Source organism: Kitasatospora sp. NPDC127067 (genome assembly GCF_042724755.1).
Lineage (GTDB): Bacteria > Actinomycetota > Actinomycetes > Streptomycetales > Streptomycetaceae > Kitasatospora > Kitasatospora lactacystinica.
In genome coordinates, this window is the sequence record NZ_JBHXEM010000049.1 from 33,146 (window position 1) to 56,232 (window position 23,087).

General features: G+C 72.7%; 27 protein-coding genes. 14 read left to right on the forward strand and 13 right to left on the reverse strand.

All coding sequences use genetic code 11. From position 1 onward, the window contains the following. Positions 1-15: 15 nt before the first annotated feature. Positions 16-372 (reverse strand): VOC family protein, encoded by a 357-nt coding sequence (locus tag ACFWJ4_RS20650; RefSeq protein ID WP_380545836.1) that lies wholly within the window; start codon positions 370-372, stop codon positions 16-18. Positions 373-484: 112 nt separating this feature from the next. Here ACFWJ4_RS20650 and ACFWJ4_RS20655 point away from each other — a divergent pair, with 112 nt between their 5' ends. Next, on the forward strand, positions 485-1,285 hold the full coding sequence (locus tag ACFWJ4_RS20655; RefSeq protein WP_380545838.1) for a helix-turn-helix transcriptional regulator: 801 nt from the start codon (positions 485-487) through the stop codon (positions 1,283-1,285). Between the two features lie 96 nt (positions 1,286-1,381). Here the strand turns inward: ACFWJ4_RS20655 and ACFWJ4_RS20660 are convergent, their stop codons facing one another. Further along, complete coding sequence (locus ACFWJ4_RS20660; RefSeq protein WP_359905161.1) at positions 1,382-1,807, reverse strand: CBS domain-containing protein; 426 nt, start codon at positions 1,805-1,807, stop codon at positions 1,382-1,384. A gap of 370 nt (positions 1,808-2,177) precedes the next feature. Between ACFWJ4_RS20660 and ACFWJ4_RS20665 the strand changes: the two genes are divergently transcribed. Next, positions 2,178-2,573, forward strand: coding sequence for a DUF5994 family protein (locus ACFWJ4_RS20665; protein ID WP_380545840.1), 396 nt, complete (start codon positions 2,178-2,180; stop codon positions 2,571-2,573). Between the two features lie 160 nt (positions 2,574-2,733). Then, positions 2,734-3,171, forward strand: a complete 438-nt coding sequence (locus tag ACFWJ4_RS20670; RefSeq protein ID WP_380545842.1) for an SRPBCC domain-containing protein — start codon at positions 2,734-2,736, stop codon at positions 3,169-3,171. A 93-nt stretch (positions 3,172-3,264) separates the two neighbouring features. On the opposite strand, the gene ACFWJ4_RS20675 is transcribed toward ACFWJ4_RS20670, so the two are convergent. After that, positions 3,265-3,651, reverse strand: a complete 387-nt coding sequence (locus ACFWJ4_RS20675) for a VOC family protein (RefSeq protein ID WP_359905153.1) — start codon at positions 3,649-3,651, stop codon at positions 3,265-3,267. A 129-nt stretch (positions 3,652-3,780) separates the two neighbouring features. On the opposite strand from ACFWJ4_RS20675, the gene ACFWJ4_RS20680 reads away from it, so the two are divergent. Further along, a complete protein-coding gene (locus ACFWJ4_RS20680) occupies positions 3,781-4,704 on the forward strand; it encodes a LysR family transcriptional regulator (protein ID WP_380545844.1) in 924 nt (307 codons plus the stop codon). Between the two features lie 48 nt (positions 4,705-4,752). Here the strand turns inward: ACFWJ4_RS20680 and ACFWJ4_RS20685 are convergent, their stop codons facing one another. Beyond that, on the reverse strand, positions 4,753-5,589 hold the full coding sequence (locus ACFWJ4_RS20685) for a helix-turn-helix domain-containing protein (protein WP_380545846.1): 837 nt from the start codon (positions 5,587-5,589) through the stop codon (positions 4,753-4,755). A gap of 101 nt (positions 5,590-5,690) precedes the next feature. Between ACFWJ4_RS20685 and ACFWJ4_RS20690 the strand changes: the two genes are divergently transcribed. After that, positions 5,691-6,287: an NAD(P)H-dependent oxidoreductase gene (locus ACFWJ4_RS20690; RefSeq protein ID WP_359905145.1), complete on the forward strand. Its 597-nt coding sequence runs from the start codon at positions 5,691-5,693 to the stop codon at positions 6,285-6,287. A 100-nt stretch (positions 6,288-6,387) separates the two neighbouring features. On the opposite strand, the gene ACFWJ4_RS20695 is transcribed toward ACFWJ4_RS20690, so the two are convergent. The 5 genes from ACFWJ4_RS20695 to ACFWJ4_RS20715 all read right to left on the reverse strand — a co-directional run bounded on the left by ACFWJ4_RS20695 (position 6,388) and on the right by ACFWJ4_RS20715 (position 12,820). Beyond that, positions 6,388-6,948 carry a hypothetical protein gene (locus ACFWJ4_RS20695; RefSeq protein WP_380545848.1) on the reverse strand — a complete coding sequence of 187 codons (561 nt, stop codon included), beginning with the start codon at positions 6,946-6,948 and terminating at the stop codon, positions 6,388-6,390. A 199-nt stretch (positions 6,949-7,147) separates the two neighbouring features. Beyond that, positions 7,148-8,674: an alpha/beta hydrolase family protein gene (locus ACFWJ4_RS20700; RefSeq protein WP_380545849.1), complete on the reverse strand. Its 1,527-nt coding sequence runs from the start codon at positions 8,672-8,674 to the stop codon at positions 7,148-7,150. A gap of 141 nt (positions 8,675-8,815) precedes the next feature. Continuing rightward, positions 8,816-9,718: a hypothetical protein gene (locus ACFWJ4_RS20705; protein ID WP_380545851.1), complete on the reverse strand. Its 903-nt coding sequence runs from the start codon at positions 9,716-9,718 to the stop codon at positions 8,816-8,818. Between the two features lie 329 nt (positions 9,719-10,047). Then, positions 10,048-11,490, reverse strand: coding sequence for a metallophosphoesterase (locus ACFWJ4_RS20710; RefSeq protein WP_380545853.1), 1,443 nt, complete (start codon positions 11,488-11,490; stop codon positions 10,048-10,050). A 172-nt stretch (positions 11,491-11,662) separates the two neighbouring features. Continuing rightward, positions 11,663-12,820, reverse strand: coding sequence for a LacI family DNA-binding transcriptional regulator (locus ACFWJ4_RS20715; protein ID WP_359905133.1), 1,158 nt, complete (start codon positions 12,818-12,820; stop codon positions 11,663-11,665). 341 nt (positions 12,821-13,161) lie between these two features. On the opposite strand from ACFWJ4_RS20715, the gene hisC reads away from it, so the two are divergent. From hisC to ACFWJ4_RS20740, 5 genes are all read left to right on the forward strand, one after another. After that, on the forward strand, positions 13,162-14,241 hold the full coding sequence (hisC, locus tag ACFWJ4_RS20720) for a histidinol-phosphate transaminase (RefSeq protein ID WP_380545855.1): 1,080 nt from the start codon (positions 13,162-13,164) through the stop codon (positions 14,239-14,241). Between the two features lie 342 nt (positions 14,242-14,583). After that, positions 14,584-15,975 (forward strand): efflux RND transporter periplasmic adaptor subunit, encoded by a 1,392-nt coding sequence (locus tag ACFWJ4_RS20725; RefSeq protein WP_380545856.1) that lies wholly within the window; start codon positions 14,584-14,586, stop codon positions 15,973-15,975. Between the two features lie 8 nt (positions 15,976-15,983). Further along, positions 15,984-16,808: an ABC transporter ATP-binding protein gene (locus ACFWJ4_RS20730; RefSeq protein WP_380545858.1), complete on the forward strand. Its 825-nt coding sequence runs from the start codon at positions 15,984-15,986 to the stop codon at positions 16,806-16,808. Continuing rightward, entirely contained in the window at positions 16,805-18,016 is a 1,212-nt protein-coding gene (locus ACFWJ4_RS20735) for an ABC transporter permease (protein ID WP_380545860.1), read from the forward strand. The genes ACFWJ4_RS20730 and ACFWJ4_RS20735 overlap by 4 nt, the downstream gene beginning before the upstream one ends. A gap of 12 nt (positions 18,017-18,028) precedes the next feature. Beyond that, a complete protein-coding gene (locus tag ACFWJ4_RS20740; RefSeq protein ID WP_380545862.1) occupies positions 18,029-18,736 on the forward strand; it encodes a DUF5666 domain-containing protein in 708 nt (235 codons plus the stop codon). Between the two features lie 83 nt (positions 18,737-18,819). On the opposite strand, the gene ACFWJ4_RS20745 is transcribed toward ACFWJ4_RS20740, so the two are convergent. Further along, positions 18,820-19,071 carry a hypothetical protein gene (locus tag ACFWJ4_RS20745; RefSeq protein WP_380545863.1) on the reverse strand — a complete coding sequence of 84 codons (252 nt, stop codon included), beginning with the start codon at positions 19,069-19,071 and terminating at the stop codon, positions 18,820-18,822. Further along, positions 19,068-19,430: an ATP-binding protein gene (locus ACFWJ4_RS20750; RefSeq protein ID WP_380545865.1), complete on the reverse strand. Its 363-nt coding sequence runs from the start codon at positions 19,428-19,430 to the stop codon at positions 19,068-19,070. The genes ACFWJ4_RS20745 and ACFWJ4_RS20750 overlap by 4 nt, the downstream gene beginning before the upstream one ends. 217 nt (positions 19,431-19,647) lie before the next feature. Here ACFWJ4_RS20750 and ACFWJ4_RS20755 point away from each other — a divergent pair, with 217 nt between their 5' ends. The 3 genes from ACFWJ4_RS20755 to ACFWJ4_RS20765 all read left to right on the forward strand — a co-directional run bounded on the left by ACFWJ4_RS20755 (position 19,648) and on the right by ACFWJ4_RS20765 (position 21,392). Next, the gene (locus tag ACFWJ4_RS20755; RefSeq protein ID WP_380545867.1) at positions 19,648-20,514 is read left to right on the forward strand and encodes a helix-turn-helix domain-containing protein; all 867 of its coding nucleotides are present in this window, start codon (positions 19,648-19,650) and stop codon (positions 20,512-20,514) included. Next, positions 20,507-20,710 (forward strand): DUF397 domain-containing protein, encoded by a 204-nt coding sequence (locus ACFWJ4_RS20760; protein ID WP_380545869.1) that lies wholly within the window; start codon positions 20,507-20,509, stop codon positions 20,708-20,710. Before ACFWJ4_RS20755 ends, ACFWJ4_RS20760 begins: the two co-directional genes overlap by 8 nt. Positions 20,711-20,798: 88 nt before the next feature. Beyond that, positions 20,799-21,392, forward strand: a complete 594-nt coding sequence (locus tag ACFWJ4_RS20765) for a GNAT family N-acetyltransferase (RefSeq protein WP_380545881.1) — start codon at positions 20,799-20,801, stop codon at positions 21,390-21,392. Positions 21,393-21,456: 64 nt separating this feature from the next. Here ACFWJ4_RS20765 and ACFWJ4_RS20770 read toward each other — a convergent pair whose 3' ends face one another. Together ACFWJ4_RS20770 and ACFWJ4_RS20775 are read right to left on the reverse strand one after the other, a co-directional pair. Next, complete coding sequence (locus tag ACFWJ4_RS20770; protein ID WP_380545871.1) at positions 21,457-21,843, reverse strand: hypothetical protein; 387 nt, start codon at positions 21,841-21,843, stop codon at positions 21,457-21,459. Between the two features lie 134 nt (positions 21,844-21,977). Then, positions 21,978-22,412 (reverse strand): VOC family protein, encoded by a 435-nt coding sequence (locus tag ACFWJ4_RS20775; RefSeq protein WP_380545873.1) that lies wholly within the window; start codon positions 22,410-22,412, stop codon positions 21,978-21,980. A gap of 169 nt (positions 22,413-22,581) precedes the next feature. On the opposite strand from ACFWJ4_RS20775, the gene ACFWJ4_RS20780 reads away from it, so the two are divergent. Continuing rightward, on the forward strand, positions 22,582-22,983 hold the full coding sequence (locus tag ACFWJ4_RS20780) for a hypothetical protein (protein ID WP_380545875.1): 402 nt from the start codon (positions 22,582-22,584) through the stop codon (positions 22,981-22,983). Positions 22,984-23,087: the final 104 nt, after the last annotated feature.

A 23,087-nucleotide genomic window follows, 5' to 3' on the forward strand; every position in this document is an offset into this window, starting at 1 on the left:
GTGATCGACTCCTCGTCAGGCCGAAGCGATGCAGAACAGGTGGCCCTCGGGGTCGGCGAGAACGGTCCACTCGCCTTCGCCGGGCTGGAACTCCGGCTTGGTCGCCCCCGCCGAGAGCAGCTCCTTCACCGTGACCTCGGGATCGGCCACCGTGAAGTCGAGATGGGCGTGCTTCGCGGCGTCGGGCCAGCCGGGCCCCCGGTAGCCGGCGACCCGCTGGAAGGCCAACCGGACCGGCCCCCTGCCGAGTTGGACGAAGTCGTCGTCGGCCTGCCCGAGGTCCCAGCCGGTGACCTTGCGGTAGAACTCGGCGAGGGCCCCGGGATCGGCGCAGTCGATGGTGATCGCGGTGAGCTCCGCGTGGACGGCCATGGATGGCTCCCTTCGTGTCATCACGTGAGCCCCAGCATCCGGGCAATGGCGCCGAAGGTCTTGAAGATCCTTGCGGGCCGTTCTGTCGTACCCGGCGGATACCGTTCGCGGCATGCTGTCCGCATCGACCCTCGCCGCCCGGCCGGAGTTCACCGTGGCCGTGGTGGGGTGCCGTTCCGACCGCGCCCGGTGGTCGCAGCCGGAGACCCGCGACGACCACCGCCTGGTGCTGGTGCGACGCGGCAGGTTCCGGCGGTCGGCCGACGGCACCGACACCGATCTGGACCGGACCACGGCCTACTTGGGCGCGCCCGGCGAACAGGAGCGCTTCGCACATCCGGCCGGCGGCGACGTCTGCACGTCGGTCAGCTTCGAGCCCTCCCTCCTCGGGCGCCCGCCCGCCGCGACGACGGTGTATGTCGACGCGCGCGTCGATCTCGCCCACCGCCGTCTGGTGGCCGCCGCGGCCGCCGGCGACATCGACTACGCGCTGGCGGAGGAGCTGCTCCGCCTCGTCGCGGCCGCGGCCGGTGAGCCGACCTTCCGCTCCCGGCCGGCCGACCGGGCGCTGGCCGCCGCGGCGCGCGAGGCGATCATCGAAGAGGCCCCGGAGGCCGGAGGGCTCTGCGCACTGGCCGCGCTGCTGGAGGTGTCGCCCTACCGACTGAGCCGGGTGTTCTCCAGGGAGACGGGCGTCTCGCTGACCCGCTACCGCAACCGCGTACGCGTCACCCGGGCCATGGACCGGATCGCCGAGGGCGAACCCAGCCTCGCCGCCCTGGCAGCACAGCTCGGCTTCGCCGACCAGGCGCACCTGACCCGCATCGTCCGCGAGCACGTGGGACACACCCCGACGGTGCTGCGTCGGCTGCTTGCCCCGGTTCGCGCCCGTCATGAGCCAACGGGCCGATGAATGTGCCGCCGGACGGGCTTCCGGGAGCGGGTTCGGCGGGGTCGGCGGGGCGCGGGGCGCGGGGTCGACCAAGCGCCGGGTGCCGGGCGCCGTGGGTCACGCGGGCTCGGCGGCGAGCAGGTCGGTGGTGCGGTCCGCGGTGAGCACGCCGAGGATGTAGCCGTCCTCGTCGACGACGGGCCAGACCGCCAGGTGCTTGATCCGCATGGCGATCGCGGCCAGGGTCAGGCCCATGGTCGGCCAGGCGAACGGGCCGCGCTGGTGGGTGGTGGCGCTGATGGCGGTCCGCTCGGTGTACCAGGAGCGGGTGAGGAACGGGTGAAGTCCGGTGCGGGTGACCAGCCCTTCGCACCGGCCGTCGTGGCCGCGGACGAGGAGGTAGTCCAGGTGGGCGCCGCGGAGGATGTCGTCGGCCCGGTCGACGGTGCTGTCGTCGGCTATCTGGTAGTCGCAGGGTTCCATGGCGTCGGCGACCGTGAGGCCGTGGCCGGGCCGGGCGGGTTGGGGCGAGTGAGTGGTCACGGGCGAGTGAGTGGTCACGGCGTTCACCGTTCCCGTCTCCGGCCACCCGCCGGGGCGGGGTCTGCCGGGCTGTCCTGCACCCAGAACGAGGCCGGAACGGGGACCGGGATACGGGATGCCCTGGATGTCTCCGAGGCTACTCCTGCGGTGGTCGGCCCGGGGGAGGCTACGGCGGAGTAGCGTGGGGAGTAACCGAGGACATTTCGGACACCGGCATCAGCGTCGACGTCGCCCTGGGTCATGACGGGTCCCTCGTGGACCGGACGGGCGGCCTCAGATGATGCCGATCCCCCTCCCCATTCCTTCCTCCCCCGGGCCGTGGACGGTGCCTGGTGCCCCGCTGCTGCCGCGCTTGGAGCTGGAGCCGACGATGTCGCGGGACGGTGTCTTCGACGGGGCCTGGTGGCCCCGTTCGAACGAGGTCCTCGCCGAACTGCCGGACCTGATCACCGCGCTCGGCGCCCACTTCGGGCAGATCCTGCGGGTCGGCCTCGACACCGAGGCCTGGGACGGTGTGCCCCGGTCCGTCGCCGCCAACGGCCTGATGGTCAGGATCAACTGGTTCGCCGGCAGCGACGCGACGATCAGCGTCACCCGGGGCCTCCAGGACCACTTCCTCCTGCTGGTGGTGCCGCCCGGCACCGACCCGACAACGGCCGCCTCGGCGATGGCCGGAGCCTCCGCGACGGGGAACCACACTCCGGCGGCGGAGCTGCTGCTCGGCCGACCGGTGGTGGTCGTCGCGCCCGGCCGGGTTCACGGCTGATGCCGTTCTCCATCGGTGGAGAACACCGGTGGAGAACACCGGTGGAGAACACCGGTGGGAGAAGTCGTCGAAGAACCTTCGCGGGGAGCGATGAGTTTCCGGGACGCCCGGGGTCTACCTCTGTGCAAGCGACGGACGTGACCACGGAGGAGATCCCGAGATGACCGAGAACCTGGGCGAGCTGACCATCACCCGCGAGCTGCCGGGCGCCCCGGCCGCCGCGTTCGAGGCCTACTTCGAGCCGGAGCAGTTCGTCCGCTTCTGGGGTCCGGTCGGCACCCACGTGCCGCTGGAGACCGTGACCGTCGAGGCGAAGGAGGGCGGTCGCTACGACAGCACCATGGTGATCGACGCGACCGGCGACCGGTACCCGCTGAAGGCCGAGATCACCGAGATCCGGGTCGGCGAGTTCTTCGCGATGGTGGAGGAGGGCTCGGGCATGCGTTCCGCCCTCACCTTCACCGGGCTCGACGGGGGCGGCACCCGGGTGGTGCTGCACCAGACCGGGGTGCCGGAGATGTTCCGCGGCCCGGAGGCCGAGGCGGGACTCAACTCCAGTTTCGACCGGCTGGTCGAGCACCTCGCCGGCCGGAACTGACGGGCGCGGCGCTTCCGGCGTGCCCGCCCCGGGCCACCCCCGTGGGCCCGGGACGGGCACGCGGTCTGTTGGCCGTGCGCTGGGGGTGGACGGTCAGTTGGCCGCGTCCTGGGGGTACCAGCGGAGTTCGACGGTGTTGCCGTCCGGGTCCTGGACGTAGACGGAGGTGGCGGTGCCGCGGGCGCCGTAGCGGGGGACGGGACCCTCCAGGACGGTGAAGGTGCCCGCGTCGATGACCTCCTGCCAGTCGAGGGGCTCGACGGTGAGGCAGAAGTGGTCGACGTTGGACTCGTGCCGGGGGCCGTGGGCCAGGTCGATGATGGTCTCGGCGCTGACCCGGATCGACGGGAAGGACACCTTGCCGGCGCGCCATTCGTCGACGCGGACGGGCTCCAGGCCCAGGAGGCCGGCGTAGAAGGCCAGCGAACGCTCGACGTCGGCGACGTTGAGGACCAGGTGGTCGAAGGCTACGACGCGCATGGGTGATCGGCTCCGCTCGGGTGGGGCTGTCGGGGACGGGTTCAACGATCCTCTCGGCCGGGCGGGTGATCAATGCGTGATCGCCGTAGGATCGTTGAGCCGGATTCAACGATCGAGGGGCGGGGCGGGATGCTGGAGCGGTTGGAGATCGAGGTCTTCCTCGCGCTCGCCGGGGAGCTGCACTTCGGCCGGACCGCGGAGCGGCTGCACCTGACCACCGGGCGGGTCAGCCAGGTGGTGAAGAAGCTGGAGCGCCGGATCGGCGGGCAGTTGTTCGACCGCACCAGCCGGTCGGTCCGACTCACCCCGGTGGGGCGGCAGTTGGCGGACGACCTGGCCCCGGTGGTGGCGGCGATGGAGGCGGCGCTGCGCCGGGCGGAGGACGCGAACCGGGGCGTCACCGGGGAGCTGCGGGTGGCGTTCCTCGGCGAGTGGACGGCGCCGGTGCTGCTCAAGGCGGCCGCGCTGTTCGGCGAGCGGCACCCGGACTGCCGGGTGGACGTGCGGGAGGTGCATCTCTCCAACTCCCGGGCGAGCCTGGTGGACGGTTCGATCGACGTCCTGATCGCCTCCTACCCGTTCGACGGCATGGCCCGCGGGCCGGTGCTGCTGACCGAGCGGCGGGTCCTGGCGGTGGCGGCCGGGCACCCCTTGGCCGGCGAGCGGTCGGTGTCGCTGGAGGTGCTCGCGGACCATCCGGTGGTGCAGTACCCGGAGGTCACCTCGGCGGGCTTCAAGCGCGACCGCACCCCCGGCCGGACCCCGTCCGGCCGCCCGGTGCCCAAGGGGCCGTCCGGCGGCACCTTCTCCGAGATGCTCAGCCTGGTCGCGATGGGCCGCGGCGTCCTCCCGGTCGGCGAACACTCCCGCCACTACTACCCGCGCCCGGACGTCGCGTACGTGCCGATCCATGACGCGCCCCCGATCGAGCGCGGCCCGGTCTGGCTGGAGAGCAACACCACCGCCCGGGTCCGCGCCTTCGTCCGGGCGGCCACGGACGCCGTTGCGGAGTCGGCCGACCGGGCGACGCCGTTGTGCGTGCCGGCGGAGTGACCGCAGCAGGCGGAGTGACCGGTAGTGGCGGAGCGACCGGTGGGGGCTTCAGGAGATCGCGCGCAGCCGGGGCCGCTCCGGGGCGAGCAGGCGGTCGAGGTGGGCGGCGGTGTCGTCGTCGGCGGGGAGCAGGACGAGGAGCTGCTGGGCGTCGTCGGTGAGGTCCAGGGTCTCGCGGTGGAGCCGGAGTTCGGGGCCGGACGGGTGGCGGAGGCGGAGCGGGCCCCGGCGGGGGACGAGGTGGTTGCCGATCCGGCGGGTGAACTCGGGGCCGGCGAGCGGGGCGAGTTCGGTGCTGAGCCATTCGGCGGACTCGACCGAGGGCCCGAGCCAGATGTCGAAGGCCTGCTCGTCGGCGATGTCGTCCCAGTCGGCGAACAGGGTGCGGGCGCGCGGGTCGGTGAAGACGTAGCGGGTGAGGTTCGGGGCCGGGGCGTCGAGCAGTCCGGCCGCGCCGAGGACGGCCGCGTAGCCGCTGGTGTGGGCGAGGACGTCGCCGAGGCGGTTGGTGACGGCGGCGATGCCCGGTTCGAGCAGGCGCAGGGTCTCGCGGACGGTGGGGCGCAGCTCGCGCGGGGCGGGGACGGGCCGGGCGTGGCCGGCGCACGCGCCGCCGGTGATCTTGGTGAGGTAGCGCAGGTGGTTGCGTTCGGCGGGGTCGAGACTGAGGGCGTCGGCGAGCGCGTTGACCACGGCGGTGGAGGGGTTGCGGTCGCGGCCCTGCTCCAGCCGGGTCAGGTACTCGACGCTGATGCCGGCCCGGACGGCCAGGTCGGAGCGGCGCAGGCCGGGCGAGCGGCGGCGGCCGTGGTCGGGCAGGCCCAGCGTCTCCGGCTGGATGCTGTCGCGCTTGGCGCGGATGAAGTCCCCCAGTGGTGTGCCCATATGGCGAGCGTACGGTTGATCGTCGCGCGGAGGGTGGCCCTGCGGGGGCCAGCCTGGGCACGGCCTGGTTGCGGCCGTTCGGCGGGCGGAGAGTGGTCGCCATGGAGACGAACACGCACAAGCTGGTGATCATCCTCGGCAGCGTCCGGGAGGGCCGGTTCGGCCCGGTGGTGTCCTCGTGGGTGGCCGAGCAGGCCGCCTCGCACGGCGGCTTCGAGGTCGAGACGGTGGACCTCGCCGAGGTCGATCTGCCGCTCGAACTTCCCGCCGCCTCACCGAAGTTCGCGGGTGATGGTTATCCGCGTCCGGCCGGGATGGCGAAGCTGACCGAGGCCCTGGAGGGCGCCGACGCCTTCGTCGTCGTCACGCCGGAGTACAACCACAGCTACCCGGCCTCGCTGAAGGCCGCGATCGACTGGCACTTCACCCAGTGGACGGCCAAGCCGGTCGCCTTCGTCAGCTACGGCGGTGCGGCCGGCGGCCGGCATGCCGTGCTGCACCTGGAGAACGTGCTGACCGAGCTGCACGCGGTGACCATCCGGGACGGCCTGGCCTTCCCGAACTACTTCACCGCCTGGGCGGACGGCCGCCCGAACGATCCGCAGGCGCCCGGCTACGCCAAGGTCCTGCTCGACCAGCTGTCCTGGTGGGCGGGCGCGTTGAAGAACGCGCGGGCTGCCGCGCCGTACCCGGCATGACCGGAGCGGGGAAGGGGCCGGAGCGGGGAAAGGGGCGGAGCGGGGAAAGGGGCGGAGCGGGGAAAGGCAGCAAGGAAGGGGCCGGAGCGGGGAAGGTGCCTCAACTCGCCCTGCGCCGACGGTAGTAGTGCACGGTGAGCAGGGCGAGCAGCGGTCCCCAGGCGGCCAGCGGCAGGTAGCCGGCCCAGAACACGACGGTCTGCCAGCCGTGCGTGATGATCCCGTCCTTGTCGCCCCGGATGGTCAGGCCGAGCGAGAACATCACCATCGCGTACGGGAAGACCATCAGCGCCGCCGAGCCCAGCCCGGCCGGGACCACGGCGGCGAGCACCGGGACCGGGCGGCCGCCGAGGACGGGGATCCAGCGCGGCCACACCTCGCCCCAGCGGGCGACCAGGCCGAAGCAGAGGAGCGCCAGCGCCTCGCTGACCACGCTGAGCGCGAGGATGTACGCCCAGCCGCCGTCGAACGAGGCCGGGTCCTGCTCCGGCGGTGTCGGGCCGTGGTCGAGCAGCGGCAGCCCGAGGATGAAGCCGCCGATCCGCCAGAGGCAGGACGGCAGGACCGCCAGGGTGATCGCGTAGCCGGTCCGGACCGCCCAGCGGGGTACGCCCGGTGCCGGTGTGCCGTGCAGTCGTGCCGCGATTGTCCGTGCGCCCATGGTTCCGCCTCCCGGTCCGGGCGGACGCCGTCCGTCCGCCACCGCTCCGACCTTCCCGGAGCGCGCGGGCGGGGGCGTCCTCACCCGGGCTGAAACCGGGCGGGCCCGCTCCCCCGGGCGGGGGAGCAAGCGGTCGCCGCGGTAGGAGGCCACGGGGGCTGCCGCCCGCCGCGGTCAGGAGGCCACGGCGGTGACGGGGTCAGGGCAGCAGCAGCCCCCAGGACAGGGCCCAGGGCAGGAAGACCACCCCGGCCAGCAGCAGGGCGCCCAGCCGGACCCGGTCGGCCGCCGGGCCGGCGGCCAGGGCGGCCCGCTCCCGCCGGGCACCGACCGCGGCGACGGCGGCCGACCCGAGCGCGAACAGCGCGAGCAGCTGGACGGCCAGCCAGACCACCGGGCGGCCGAACAGGACCGGGCCGGGGAACATCGCGGCGGTGACCATCAGGAAGAGCAGGTACCCGAGGGCGCCCAGGAGGGCGGCCGTTCCGGTGAGGGCGGCCCAGCGGGCGGCCCGGGGCAGGGCGGCGGGGCGCGGCCGGCGGCGCAGGTGGCGGGCGGCGCCGGTCAGCGCGTAGCCCGCGAAGCCGGTCAGGCACAGCAGGGTGGCGACGGCCTCGACCCAGGTGGACTCGTACCCGGGGAGCGGATCGAGCGCGCGGCTGCGGGTGTCCTGCTGCGGGGCCTGGTCGGCGGAGGCGGTGGGCAGGCCGGTGGCGAGCCGCTGGATCCAGGCGGACTCGGCCTCGGCGTAGTCCGCCGGGAGCCGGTCGGGCCGGTCGTAGCCGTCGTCCGCGGTGAGGTGCAGGTTGTGCCGGACGTCGGGGACGGTCCGCAGCGTGTAGTGGGTGTTGCCGCCGCGGTCGAGGGCCCGGCGGATGATCGTCGCGCTCTCCTCGGGGGCGGCCTCGCGGTCGAGGGTGCCCCACTCGGCCAGGACCGGCTGCCGGACCCGCTCCCACGCCGGCACCGGATCGTAGTCGGCCTGCGGGAAGAGTCCGGCGCCGGTGAGCTGCCGGACGGAGGTGTCCGAGAGCGCGTCGATCAGTGAGCCGTGGACGCCCGCGTGGCGCAGGTAGCCCCGGTACGCCCAGGCCTGTTGGCGAGCGGGGGTGAGGCCGACCGCGCCGACGGTGACCAGGTACGTCGCCTCGGTGGAGCGGGTGGCGGCGAGCGAGGCCACCCAGGCGCCCTCGGACAGGCCCCACAGGCCGACCCGGTCCGGCGCGACCTCCGGCCTGGCGCGCAGCAGCCGGACGGCGGCCAGGGCGTCCTCGGCCAGCTGCCCGTAGTCCCGGTGGGTCATCGAGTAGCCGTCGGTGCGCTTGTCGAAGACCAGCGTGGTGACGCCGTGCCGGGCGTACGCCTCGGCGGCGGCCCGCAGTTCGGCCAGCGGGCCCGGCCCGGCCCCGGGGACCATGACCAGCCCGGGGCCGCGGGTGCCGGCCGTCGCGGCGGGGGCGGCCAGCAGCAGGCCGTGCAGGACGGTGCCGCCGGCGCCGGTGAAGTCGACCGGGCTGGCGACCGGATCGCCCGTCGCCGACGTGGTGTTCGTCGACGTGGTGTTCGCGGGTGTGGCGCTAGCGGGTGTGGTGCTCCCTGCCGTGCCGCTCACGGCCGCGGCGCCCGCCGGTCCGCCGGTGAGGAGCAGCCCCGGCAGGGCCGCGAGTAAGGCGGTGAGCAGCAGCGCCGCTCCGGTGCGTGCTGGTCGGACGGGTCCGGTGCTCATCGCCGCTCTCCCCCGGTCGTTCTCCTCTTGTGGGTTCCAGCCTGGCGGGCGGCGGAGTCCGGGGCGATGGTGGTCGCACCCGGACCGGGGGTGGGGATGTCCCCCGGAAGCGCCCCGGGCACCCGGGGCGTCGCGGAGGGCTCAGCGGACCTCGTCGGGCCCGGTGAAGTCGGGCGGTGTGTACCCGGGGCCGGTGAAGTCGGGCGGGGTGAAGGCGGCCGGGCGGGTCGTGCGGCCCCGGGGGTCGGTCAGCCCCTCGGGGCCGGGGCTGGTGAACGCGGGCGAGGTGTAGCCGGGGCTGCTGAAGTCGGGGCCCTCGTAGCCGCCGTCGTGGTCGGGGTCGTCGTGGTCGGGGCTCTCGTGGCCCGGGCCGTCGTGGTCGGGCCGGGCCGCCGGGCCCGGCACCGGCGGCAGCGCGTCGAGCAGGTACGGGAGGATTCCGCGCTCGCGCAGCGCGCCGCGCCACTCGCGGTGGGCGTCGCCGAGTTCGGCGGCGAGCTCCGGGTCGGTGCCGGCCGGGGCGGTCGCGGCGCCTTCGCGCAGGGCGGTGAGCAGCAGCCCGATGACGCCGATGGCCATCGCGGCGACCCCGGCGGCGAGGGCCACCCATCCGGCCGTGACCAGGGAGCGGGCGAGGGCGAGGTCCGGACCGGCGGCGCGCAGCAGGTAGCCGATCAGCAGCAGGAACAGGGCGGCGGCCCAGGCCAGGATCGGGGTGAGCACGGTGAGGACGGGGAACAGTCCGGCGCCGCCGCCCCCGGAGCGCAGCTGGCTGAGCAGCCCGGGGGCGGCCGGTTCGCTGCCGGGCGGCGGCGGGGGCGTGCTGTGCAGGCTGTCGCGCAGCCGGGTGTAGTGGGTGTACTCGGTGGCGGCCGCGGCGTTGACGCGGTCGGCGTCGCGCAGGGCGCGGATGCGCAGCTGGTCGGTGGTGAGCGCGCCGGGTGCGCGCAGGGCGGTGAGGACGGTGCGGTCGCGCAGGGCTTCCGTGAGGAGGCGCTCGTACTCCGGGCGGTCCTCGGCGAGCAGTGGCGGGGGGTTGGACATGGGGACCCCGTTCGTGCGGACCCCGTTCGCTCCGCCCCGGGGGCGCGCGGCCCTCAGGACGCCGAAACGGGCGCGGAGGCGGGCCGCCGGACGGGCGGCCGGGTGTGGTGTGCCTCATGGTAGGGGCGGGCGCGCCCGGGCTGACAGTCGGTTTCCGGAATTTCGCGCCCCGGGACGCGTGCGTGCGACCGCCCGAGCGCCGGGAACAACTGTTCTACGGCGATGGTCGGTTGACGATCGGTCGGCAGCCGGAGGGCGATCCGGTCGGCGGTCGGCGGTCGGCGGTCGGCAGCCGGAGGGCGATCCGGCCGAGGGAGCGGCCGCGCGCCTCAGCCGATGGGCAGCCGGGCGACCAGCAGCCGCCCCTCCATGGTGACGCCGCCGTCCATCGCCACCGCGAGGTCGTCCGCGTACACGTACGGCCCGGGGATGTGCGGCGGCTGGCCGTCGTCGTTGTGCACCGCGCCGGTGAGGTACGGGATGGGGCTGTGCCCGTGCACGATCCGGCTGCCGCCGTAGGTGTCCAGCAGCTCGTGGACGGCCATCGGGCCGGCGTCGCCGCGGAAGGCGAACCGCTTGGTGAAGCGGCGGAAGCAGTCCCACCACTCGTCCACGCTGCCGTCGGCGAGCAGGCCGTGCACCGCGTCGTTGACGTCGGGGATGGACTCGCCGTACTCCAGGTACGCGGTGGTGTCGGAGTGCAGCAGCAGGTGGCCGTCCTCTACCGCCATGGCGGGCAGCCGGGAGAGCCAGCTGATGTGGTGCGCCTCCAGCCGGTCCAGGTCGCTCTGCTGGCCGCCGTTGAGCCGCCAGGCGGCGAGGAAGGAGGCGGTGCCGGCGGTGGACTGGACGGGCTCGTCGCCGTACTTGGCGGCGCCGAGGAAGAGCAGTTCGTGGTTGCCCATCAGGGCGCGGCAGTAGCCGCCGGCCGCGGCGGCCTCGGCGGCCAGCTGCATGACCAGGTCGATGACGCCGATGCCGTCGGGGCCGCGGTCGGTGAAGTCGCCGAGGAACCAGATCCGGGCGCGGCCGGCCGACCAGTGGCCGTCGGCGTCGATCAGGCCCTGGCCGTGCAGCGCGGCGCGCAGCTCCTCCAGGTAGCCGTGCACGTCGCCGACGACGTAGACCGGGCCGGGGGGCTCGCCGGGGCCGGGGGCCGGGTACGGGTAGGTCGGCGCGGCGGGGTCGGGCAGCGGCGGGCCGAGTTCGATGGTCGGCGGGTCGTCGCGGCCGTCGAGCCCGAGTGCGGGGGAGGGCTGGTCGGGCAGGGTGGGTTCGTATCCGGCCTGGTCCCGGCCGTCGTAGCCGCCCTGCTCGCGCGCGTCGTAGCCGCCCTGGTCCTGGCCGTCGTAGCCGGCCTGCTCCCGGCTCTCGTAGCCGCCTTGCTCCCCGCCCGCGTAGCCCGTGCGCTCCTCGTACCCGGGGCCGTCCTCGTAGCCGCCCTGCCCCTGGTGTCCCTGGTGCTCCTGCTGTCCCTGGTGTTCCTGATGTCCCTGCTGCGAGAAGGCCGGGGCCTGGTCCATGCCGATGCCCTGGGCGTGCACGGTGTGGCCCTGGCCGTCGGCGGGCCAGTGCTGCTCCAGGTAGCGGGCTCCGCCGTAGCCGCTGTAGGTCTCCCCGTCGTGGCCCTCCCCCTCGTAGGGTGCGGCGGGGTAGCCGGTGGCGGCGTCGGGTTCGTAATAGGTGCCGTACGGCAGCACGTCGAGGTCCGGCTGGTGGCGGGGGACCGAGTGGGGGTGCTCGGGCCCGGGGAAGCGGTCCTCGGGTGTCATTCGCCCATCATAGGAAGACCACTCTCCCGGCGTCGTCACCTGGTGGGTATCCAATCCTCCGGAGCGTCAGCCGGGCGGTTCCGCAAGGTCCGTTTTGTCCCGGCTCGGCATGGTCTCGTCAGCTGTGGCGGGGCCGCGCGGCCCGGCCTCGGGGCCGCTGCGGCGTGGTGGTCTATACCTCGCCCGGGGCCCGGGGCGGGCTGACGGTGGTGCGCGGACTCCGGCGCTGGGAGGAGGCGCGGACGATCAGCTCGGTCGGCATCAGGGTGCCGGGCGGCGGCCCGGTGCCGGCGGTGCGGAACCGCGGCGGGAAGAGCCGGGCGATGTCGACGCCCGTCCCGGAGTCCACGCCCTCGATCGCGTCGATGAGCAGGTTGACCACCGTGGTGCCGATCTTGCGCGGTTTGAGCGAGAGCGTGGTGATCGGCGGCTCGGTGGTCGCGTAGACGTCGCTCTCGCTGCAGCAGACCAGCAGCAGGTCGTCCGGCACCCGCAGGCCGTAGCGGCGTGCGGCGGCCAGCAGGTCGGTGCCGTTGGGGTCGAACAGTCCGTAGACGGCGTCCGGCCGGTCGGGGCGGGCGAGCAGCCGGTCGGCGGCGACGGCGCCGGCGGCCGGGTCGTGCGCCGGGTAGGTCTCGTACACCGGCTCCTGCCCGACCTTGGCGCACCAGCCGAGGTAGGCCTCGGTGGAGAGCCGGGTGTAGGTGTCGGTGCTGGTGCCGGTGAGCAGGCCGATCCGGCGGGCGCCGGCCTCGGAGAGGTGGTCGAGGATGCCGAGCACGGCGGCCTCGTGGTCGTTGTCGACCCAGGCGGTGACCGGGCAGTTGCCGGGCTTGCCGTCGCTGACCACCGGCACGCCGGACCGGTACAGCTCGCTCACCAGGGGGTCCTGGTCGGGCGGGTCGATCACCACGGTGCCGTCCAGGGCGATGTTGCCCCAGACGTCGTGGCGGGAGGAGGCGGGCAGCACCACCAGCGCGTAGCCGCGGCCCAGGGCGGCGCTGGTGGCGGCCCGGGCCATCTCGGCGAAGTAGGCGAACTCGGTGAAGGTGAACGGCTCTTCACCGTAGGTCGTGACGGTCAGGCCGATCAGGCCGGACCGTCCCGTGCGCAGGGTGCGGGCGGCCGCGGAGGGGCGGTAGCCGAGGCGCTCGGCTACCTCGCGCACCCGGCTGCGGGTCTCGTCGGGCAGGCGGCCCTTTCCGTTCAGCGCATCGGAGACAGTGGTGATCGACACTCCGGCGGCTGCTGCCACATCCCGGATGCCGGCCCGCTCCAGACGCCGTGAGGTGGTGGGACGCCGACCGCTCTGGTTGGCTGCTGCTGTCATGGCGGACCGATCGTATGGCTCCTGACAAGGGTCTGTGACCGGCGCATCGAAAGCCCCCGGAGATACGTTTCTCCAAGAGTGAGCCGGGGTGCGCCCCTTCGATACCCGCCTGAAACCAGGCCTCTTACCTCTGACATGTGCCAAAGGAACCGGGCAGAATGGCTGATCTGCGCCTGTAACCCGACCGGGCATCTCACTCCTACGGGTGAGGGCGGTCGGTATCGTGCAAGGCACCCGACCGGGGAGTCCGGGCGCGTCACGAGGTCCCGGGCACGGAGGCGACCCCGTCCGTGGCGGGCGAGCGCACCGGAGAGTTCCGCAACTGGAAACGGAGTACGACCGTGAGCAGTGGTACGTCAGCGCAGGGCCCGCGGCTGCGGCCGACCCTCGACGGCATCCCCACGTACAAGCCCGGCAAGCCGGCCGGCGCCGACGCCTACAAGCTGTCCTCGAACGAGAACCCCTACGAGCCGCTGCCCGGTGTCCTGGAGACCGCGGTCAAGGCGGCCGGTTCGCTCAACCGCTACCCCGACATGGGGGTCACCGAGCTGACCTCGGTGCTGGCCGAACGCTTCGGGGTGCCCGCCGAGCACATCGCCACCGGCACCGGCTCGGTCGGCATCGCCCAGTCGCTGGTGCTCGCCACGGCCGGCCCGGGCGACGAGGTGGTCTTCGCCTGGCGCTCCTTCGAGGCGTACCCGATCGTCGCCACGGTCTCCGGGGCGACGCCCGTCCCGGTGCCGCTCAAGGCGAACGGCGACCACGACCTGGACGCGATGCTCGCCGCGGTCACTCCGAACACCCGGCTGATCTTCGTCTGCAACCCCAACAACCCCACCGGCAACGTGATCCACCGCGCCGAGCTGGAGCGCTTCCTGGACGCCGTCCCCGGCGACATCCTGGTCGTGGTGGACGAGGCCTACATCGAGTTCATCCGCGACCCCGAGGTGCCCAACGGCATCGACCTCTACCGGGACCGCCCGAACGTGTGCGTGCTGCGCACCTTCTCCAAGGCGTACGGCCTGGCGGGCCTGCGGGTCGGCTTCGCCATCGCGCACGAGCCGGTGGCGGCCGCGCTGCGCAAGGTCGCCACCCCCTTCGGCGTGAGCCGGATCGCCCAGGACGCCGCCATCGCCTCGCTGCGCGCCGAGGAGGCGCTGCTGGAGCGGGTCGAGGCGCTGGTCGAGGAGCGCACCCGGGTGGTGGCCGGACTGCGCGCCCAGGGCTGGGAGATCCCGGACTCGCAGGCCAACTTCGTCTGGCTCTGGCTCGGCGAGCGTTCGCCGGAGTTCGCCGCCGCGTGCGCCGAGGCCGGCGTGATCGTGCGGCCGTTCCCGGAGGGCGTGCGGGTGTCGATCGGCGAGGCCGAGGGCAACTCGATCTTCCTGTCGGTGGCGGAGGCCTTCCGCAAGTCGCTCTGACGTCCTGTTGGTGATCGCAGGGGCGTGCCGGTTTTCCGGCGCGCCCCTGCGGCGTTCCGCGCCCTGGGGTGTCCCGGGGCCCCGGCGTGTCCCGGGCCGTGCGGCGTTCCGCACGGCTGCCGCAGGCCCGGCCCGACTCCGTGAGAACGCCCTCAGAACGTCCTGCCGGATGCCTGGAGGTCGCTGGGAGCCCGCTGGGAGTTCCACCAACGGCCGCCCACGGGACCGCCAAGGCGCCCGCACGGGAGGGGCGCTCTGTCCGCAATGCCCGGATCCGGCCGGTCAGGCTTCTCCCAGCCGGTGTCCAGGACGACGCAAGAGGGCCCCGGGAAGCTGTCCCGCATGAAGGTGCTCCCACGGCGGCGAGGCGCCGTCCTCGTCAATTCCGCGCTCGGCGTGGCCCTGCTGGGCGGTGCCGCCCTGGTGTACGCCACGGTCAGCGGCAGTTCCGGCCCGGCTTCCGCGAAGCCCGTGGCCCGCACCGCGACGGTGTCCAAGGGCACCGTCCTGGCCACCGTGTCCGGATCCGGCACCCTGGTCTCACCGACCGACGCGGCCCAGGACTTCACCACCGGTGGCAGGCTCACCGCGGTCGAGGTCGCGGTCGGGGACGCCGTGAAGAAGGGCCAGGTGCTCGCCACCGTCGACACCACGGCGGCCCAGCAGCAGGTGGACGCGGCCCGGTCCGCGCTCACCACGGCCCAGGCCAACCTCACCAAGGCCCAGGCCGGGGTCACCACCACGACCACCGAGCAACTGCCGGGCGCCACCTCCGCCGCCTCTCCGGGCGCCGGGGCCGGCAGCGGTGGACGCGGGGCGGGCGGGAGCAGTACGCCCGCCCCGCAGACCACCACCATCACCACCACCAAGGTCGACGACGCGGCCGTGGCCCAGGCCCAGCAGCAGGTCGCCACCGCGCAGACCAACCTCGCCAACGCCCAGACGGCGCTGACCGGCACCACCCTGACCGCCTCGGTGGACGGCACGGTCGCCTCGGTCTCCGGCAAGGTCGGCGACACCGTCGGGGCCACCGGCTCCGGCTCCTCCTCGTCCTCCTCCACCAAGTCCACGGGCGGCGGCGCGAGTTCGACGTCCGCTCCGAGCGGCTTCATCGTGCTCACCAACCCGACCGGGATGCAGGTCACCGCGAACTTCTCCGAGCTCGACTCGCTCAAGCTGAAGAAGGGCGAGGCGGCCACCGTCACCCTGAACGCCCAGTCCGACACCAAGCTCAACGCGACCGTCCTGTCGGTCAGTTCGCTGCCCACCAGCAGCGGCTCCGGCGGCGCGGCCGGCTCCGCGGCCGTCCAGTACGCGGCCACGCTCCAGATCACCGGCGACACCAGCACGCTGCGCACCGGCCTGAGCGCCACCGTCCAGGTGATCACCGGCGAGGCCGACAACGCGCTCTCGCTGCCCACCTCCGCCCTCTCCGGCACCGGAACGTCGCGCACCGCGACCCTGGTGCAGCCGGACGGCGCCTCCGAGCGGGTCACCGTCGGCGTCGGGGTCGAGGGCGACAGCACCGTGCAGGTGGTCTCCGGGCTGAAGGAGGGCGACAAGGTCGAACTCCCCACCACCAGCGGCGGAAACGGCTTCCCGAACGCCTCCTTCCCGGGCCTCGGCGGCAACCGGGGCGGGGCCGGCGGAGCCGCGGGCGGCGGGGTCTTCCCCGGCGGTGGCTCCGGCGGCGGTGGCGCCGGTGGCGGGGCCGGTCGCGGCGGCAAGGGCTGAGACCGATCATGCGTCACGTCATCGACAAGCGCGTCCCCGCGCATCCCGTCCCGGTGATCCGGATCCGCCGGCTCACCAAGGCGTACGGACACGGCGACGCCACCGTGCACGCACTGCGCGGCCCCTCCGACCCGGAGACCGGCGAGCCGCAGGGCGTCGACCTGGACATCGAGCAGGGCGACTTCGTCGCCGTTATGGGCAGCTCCGGCTCCGGCAAGTCCACCCTGATGAACATCCTCGGCTGCCTGGACGTCCCGACCGCCGGCCGCTACCTGCTGGACGGCACCGACGTCGGACACCTGGACGAGCAGCAGCTCGCACTGGTGCGCAACCGCAAGATCGGCTTCGTCTTCCAGTCCTTCAACCTGGTGCCCCGCACCACCGCCCTCGCCCAGGTCGAGCTGCCGCTCGCCTACGCGGGCGTCCGCACCGCCGAACGGCGCCGCCGGGCGATGGCCGCGCTGTCACTGGTCGGGCTCGCCGAGCGGGCCGGGCACAAGCCCAACGAGCTCTCCGGCGGCCAGCAGCAGCGCGTCGCGGTGGCGCGGGCACTGGTGACGGCGCCCGCGATGCTGCTCGCCGACGAGCCGACCGGCAACCTCGACAGCCGCTCGACGGAGGAGGTGCTCGCCCTGATCGACGGGCTCAACGCCACCGGCCGCACGGTCGTGCTGATCACCCACGAGGACGAGGTCGCCCGGCACGCCAAGCGGGTGCTGCGGCTGGTCGACGGGCAGATCGTGAGCGACCTGAGGCAGGCGCCCGTGGAGGGGCCGCCGCCCTTCCTGGACGCGGCGGTCGCGGAGGCCGCGGTCGCGGAGGTGTCGGCGTGATCCTCTGGCAGACGCTCCGCTTCGCGGTCGGCGGCCTGGCCGCCAACAAGGTGCGCTCGGCGCTCACCATGCTCGGGGTGCTGATCGGCGTGGCCTCGGTGATCCTGCTGCTGGCGGTCGGCAACGGCTCGTCCGTGGCGGTCAAGGACTCGATCACCTCGCTCGGCACCAACTCGCTGACGGTCAGCTCCGGTTCGGCGAACGGCGGCTCCCGGGCCACCTCCGCGGTCAAGAAGCTCACGGTCGCCGACGCCAAGGCGCTGGCGAGCGACGGCGGCTCGGGCGCCATCAAGTCGGTCGCCCCGGTGGTCACCACCAGCGGGACGGCGCTGTACGGGAACATCTCGTACAGCCCCGGCTCGATCGTCGGCACCTACCCGTCGTACTTCGAGACCGCCAACCAGAAGGTCGCCCACGGCGAGTACTTCACCGACGACGACGTGCTCGCCTCGCGCAAGGTCGCGGTGCTCGGCGCGACGACCGCCAAGCAGCTGTTCGACACCGAGAACCCGGTCGGCAGGTCCGTCGTCCTCGGCGGAACGCCGTTCACCGTGGTCGGCGTGCTCCAGGCCAAGGGCGGCAGCGGCTTCACCGACCCGGACGACGTGGTCATCGCCCCGCTCCCGACGGTGCAGAACGCCTTCACCGGCTTCGGCCCGGTCAACCAGATCCTGGTGCAGGCCTCGAACGCCGACAGCACCACGGCGGCCCAGTCCGAGATCACCCGGGTGCTGCTCGGCACGCACGCCATCGCCGACCCCGCCAAGGCGGACTTCCGGATCACCAGCCAGGCCTCGCTGCTCACGGCGCGGGAGAGCACCACCAAGACCTTCACCGTGCTGCTCGGCGCGGTGGCGGCGATCTCGCTGCTGGTCGGCGGGATCGGCATCACCAACATCATGCTGGTGACGGTCACCGAGCGGACGCGCGAGATCGGCATCCGCAAGGCGCTCGGCGCGCCGCGCGCGGTCATCCTCGGGCAGTTCCTCACCGAGTCGACGCTGCTGTCGGTGATCGGTGCGGGGTTGGGCGTGGCGGCCGGGATCGCCGGCTCGCACTTCAGCATCGTCGGCATCAAGCCGGTGGTGATCCCCGAATCGGTGCTCGGCGCGTTCGCCATCGCCGTCGCCATCGGGCTGTTCTTCGGCAGCTACCCCGCCAACCGGGCCGCCTCGCTGCGGCCGATCGACGCCCTCCGGCACGAGTAGGACTCCACTGTCATGAGCAAAGAGATCGCCACGGTCAGCCCGGACGCCGGCACTCCGGCCGAGCAGCTCGCCCTGCTCGCCACCCCGCCGGACGCCCGCGACGTGAGCGCCGAACTGGCCGCGCCGCCCCGGCGGAAGCTGCCCTGGCTCAGCCTGGTGCTGGCGGGCGGCGTGATCGCCACCGGGGCCTTCGCGGGCGGGGTCTGGTACCAGCAGAACAACGGGACCGCGGGCGGCGGGAAGTCCTCCGCCCGGCCGGCCGCCGCCGCGGCTTCGGGCGGCGGCTACGGGCAGGGGCAGAACGGCTCCCGCCGTGGCGGGCAGGGGCAGGGCGCCGGGCAGGGAGCGGGCCAAGGGGCAGGCCAGGGCGGGCAGGGCAAGGGAGGGCAGGCCGGCTTCGCCAGGGGCACGGTCAAGGCCGTCGACGGCAACACGGTGTACCTGACCGACACCAACGGCAACACCATCAAGGTCACCACCGGCGACGCGACGAAGGTCCAGCTCAACAAGGAGGGCAAGGTCGGAGACCTGCAGCCCGGCCAGAGCGTGACCGTCGTCGGCACCCCCGACGCCAACGGTGGCTACACGGCCAGCCAGCTCGTCGAAGGCGCCGCCGGTGCGGGCGGCTTCGGTGGCTTCAGCGGTGGCGGTGGTGGCGCCGGTGCCGGGGCCGGTGGCAGTGCGGGTGGCGGTGCCCCCAGGAACCCGTCCGGCGGCTGACCCGGAGCCGACGGACGCCGCGAGGCCCTCGCCCCTTCGGTGGGCGAGGGCCTTCGCATGTGCTCAGCGCGGTAGGAGGCGCCTCACCGGTTCCACACCGATTCCCGGTCCAGGTCCCGGAGCAGGTGGAGGAGGTTGAGGAGAGTGCTGACGGGCGCGTTGCCGAAGTCCACCAGGAGACGCCCGTCGAGGATGGTCTCACCGGCGGAGGCCGAACCCCAGAGCAGCCCGTACCGGAGACCGCGCCGGTGCAGCTCCCCGAGCAGGACCGTGATGTGCGCGGCGGTGAAGTCCCGCATCCGGGGGTCGTCCGGCGCGACCGGTTCGCGGGTCACGCGACGGAGTCCAGCTCGTACCAGACCGTTTTGCCGCGCTTCTGGGGGTCGACGCCCCAGCGGTGGGTGAGCCCGGAGACGAGCTGGAGGCCCCGGCCGGTCTCGGCGAGGAGGGGGAGGTCCTTCCCGTGGGGGAGGGTGGAGCTCTCGTCCGCGACGCAGACCCGGAGGGTGCGGTCGTCAAGGGAGAAGTAGACGACGGGCGAGGCGGTGTGAGCGTGCCGCCACGCGTTGACGATGAGTTCGCCGAGGGCGAGTTCGGCGTTGAAGATGGTCTCGGTGTCCCAGGCGGCGCGGGTCAGGACGTCCCGCAGGGCCTGCCGGGTGAGGGTGAGGGAGGGGGTGTTCAGGGTGCACACAGGAACCTCCGAGAGGCATGAGTGTGGAGGGGGAAGCCGTGAGCCAGGCCAGGGGGTGGTTGCTCTTCGGCGGGAGGGCAGCAGGCGCCTACTGCGCTGAACCAAAGCGTGTCTGACGATCCATCGGATCGTTCTGAGGATGACGATAGCGCGCGTCGCCACAGATTTGTGGCGATAGGCGAGAAGTTCCCCCGAACGGGGCTGGCAGACTGGTCCCATGGCCCTTCGATCGAACCCAACGCTCCGCCAGTTGAGGTTGGGTGCCGAACTTCGCAGGATGCGGGAGCAGGCCGGCCTCGGCGGCAGCCAACTCGCCCGCGCACTGGGCATCAACCCCGCCCACGTGACCCAGATGGAGAGCGGCAAGACCGGCATCAGCGTCGAACGCCTGCGCACGATCGCCGCGTTGTGCATGTGCGTCAACGAACCCTTGATCGACGCGCTCGCGGACATCATCACGGACCGGGACAAGGGCGGCTGGTGGGAGGAGTACCGCGGAAACCTCTCGCAGGACTTCCTTGAGGTCGCTGAGATCGAGGCTCACGCACAAGGGCTCTCGGTCTACACGATGGCCTTCATTCATGGGCTGCTTCAGACCAACGCCTATGCCTCTGCCGTCTTTGCTCGCTCCTACCCGCCACTTCCGGAGCACGAGGTCGATCTGAGAGCGGCCTTTCGCTTGCGACGTCAGCACATCATCCGCTCTGAGGCGACTCCGTACACCGCGTACATCCATGAAGCAGCGCTGCGCATGCAGTTCGGTGGGGCCAGGGTCCAAGCCGAGCAGCTCGGCGCCCTTGTCGAGGCCTCGGAGAGGCCCAACATCTCCATCCGAGTCGTGTTGTTCGACGTCGACATGATCCCGCTGCCCAATGAGAACTTCACCTACGTCGAGGGGCCGGTTCAGGAGCTTGACACGGTTCAGTCGGACTCGGGCGTCGGAAACCTTCTCTTTGATGCCCCAGCCCACACCGCCAGGTTTCGGTCGCTGCTCGCCCGGATCGGTTCGGCTGCTCTCTCAGCGGAGGAGTCCCGAGAGTTTATCCGCTCCATTAAGAAGGACATGGAAAGCAAATATGCGTAACGCCACCTGGCAGAAGTCCAGTTTCTCGGGCTCGAACGCCGACTGTGTTGAGATGCGGGCCATCGCTGGTGTGATCGAACTCCGAGAGTCCGACGAGGGTGACGTCATCGTCCGCACCACCGCCCCCAACTTCGCGGCCCTCCTCCAGGGCGCGAAGGCGGGCGAGTTCGACCGCCTGACCACCGTCACCGGCTAGCGAACCGTTCCGGCGGCCCCTTGCTCCTCCGCAAGGGGCCGCCGGAAAATCGATGGCCGGTTCGGTGGCACCCGATGAAGATCGCTGGATGCATCCCTTCCTGCAGACCGACCGTCTCCTCCTGCGGCCGTTCACCGACACCGACGTCGACGATCTCTTCGCGCTGGACAACGACCCCGAGGTCATGCGCTTCATCAACGGCGGCAAGCCGGCGGACCGCGAGGCGATCCGCACGCGGACCCTGCCCCGCCTCCTCCACGTCCATCCGTGTTCGGGCACCCGGGGCTTCTGGGCGGCCCAGGAGAAGACCACCGGTACGTTTCTGGGCTGGTTCGAACTCCGCCCGCTCGACGACCACGATCCCGCCGTGGTCGAACTCGGCTACCGGCTGAACCGGTCGGCCTGGGGCAGGGGTTGTGCCACGGAGGGTTCGCGGGCCCTGATCGACAAGGGGTTCGCCGACCTCGGGGTGGAGCGGGTCACCGCGAACACCATGGCGGTGAACACGGGGTCCCGGCGGGTGATGGAGAAGCCGGGCCTGTCGTTCCTCCGCAGCTATTTCGGGGACTGGCCGGAGTCGATCCCGGGGTCCGAGCACGGCGAAGTCGAGTACGAGCTCCTCAAGGAGACCTGGGAAGCGCGGGAAGTCGGCCGGTCCGACTTTCCGCGCAGCCAGCTGTAAGCCGTGGTTCGTGCCGGTGGCCCCTTGCGTCTCGCGAGGGACCACCGGTCGATGCGTGCGGTGCCTACGGCTGGATCACGAAGTACACCGCCATGCCCGCGGTCAGGCACAGGAAGAGCTGCACCATGAAGCCCCAGGTGAGCGGCACTTCGTCCGTGTCGCCGGCCTTGTCGGCCGCGAGCTGCCGGCGCGCGAGCTTCCCGAGGTGCCCGGCCGTGCCGAGGGCCATCGACAGCATCGCCAGCGAGTACATGGACAGCGCCCCGGCCGGGTTCATCCCGTTCGTGTGGTAGCGGCCGATCAGGAAGAGCGCTCCGGCCAGCGGCGCCAGGGACACCATGATCCGGTACGTCCGCGTCGGCTGCGGCGGTACCGCCAGCGCCCAGAACAGCACCGTCGTCAGCGCGACGATCCACCACCAGGTGGCCACGCTCAAGCCCAGTGGAGTCATTTCCCCACCCCCCAGGTCACGGACGTTCGTTCACGTCCACTCCCGAGCACACCAGCCACGCCACCCATGGCCCTGCGCCGACCGAATCCCGCAGGATCCCGGCCGAGTTGCTTGCTGGATCCCGGCGGGAACGCTCAGTCGAGGCAGAACTCGTTGCCCTCGACGTCCTGCATCGCGAGGCAGGACTCGTTCTTGTCGTCGGCGACCAGCAGCTGCACCCGTGTCGCGCCGAGCGCGACCAGCCGGGCGCATTCGGCCTCCAGCACCGCCACGCGCTCCTCGCCGACGAGTCCGGTGCCCACCCGCACGTCGAGGTGCACCCGGTTCTTCACGACCTTGCCCTCGGGGACGCGCTGGAAGTACATGCGCGGGCCCGCGCCCGTGGGGTCACTGGCGACGAACCACGCGCCCCGCTCCTCGGGCGGCAGGGTGGAGTTGAAGTCGTCCCACGTGTCGAACCCCTCCGGCGGGGCCGGCGGGACGTACCCCAGGACCTCGCACCAGAAGCGGGCGACACGCTCGGGGTCCGCGCAGTCGAAGGTGACCTGGACCTGCTTGACCGATGCCATCGGGCCACCATAGCCATGGCGCGTGGGCTCCTGCCGCTCAATTTCCGTCGTGGATCCGCAGGTTGGAGGGGGTGGGTCCAGCCCCACCCCGTTGTGGGGCTGGACCCATACCCGGCCGCACGTCCGCTCCGTAGCGTCGTTCCCACAACGACACGGAGGGGAAAGAACCATGGCGACCACGACCGACCAGGACACCTTCACCACGGTGAAGAAGTGCATCGTGCTCTTCGGCGCCGCCGGCGCCGTCGTCCTCGGCACAGTGGCCGTGATGGCGGCCACCGGCCACCCGACGACCCCGTTCATGTGGATCCGCGGGGTGATCTTCCTCGCCATCGCCCCGTTCCTCCACCGGCTGGCCACCCGCGCCGCCGGCGGCTCCTTCAAGGCCTTCGACCGGGTCCGCACCCTCTCCACCGTCATGCCGATCGCCATCATCGCCGTCGACGCGATCCCCGGCCTCTGCCCGGTCTGGTACGCGGTCCTCCAAGGCCTCTCCGCCCTCGCCCTGGTCGCCGTCGCCGTCCTCACCCGCACCCCCGCCCTACGAGCCGCCTTCCCCAAGGCGGGCTGACAATCCCCGCCCACCAACTCGGCGCGGGGCAGGCGGCCGTGCGACCTAACCCCCCCGATGATAAAACCCCGGTGGCCCCAGGGACCACACCGGGGGCACCCGCG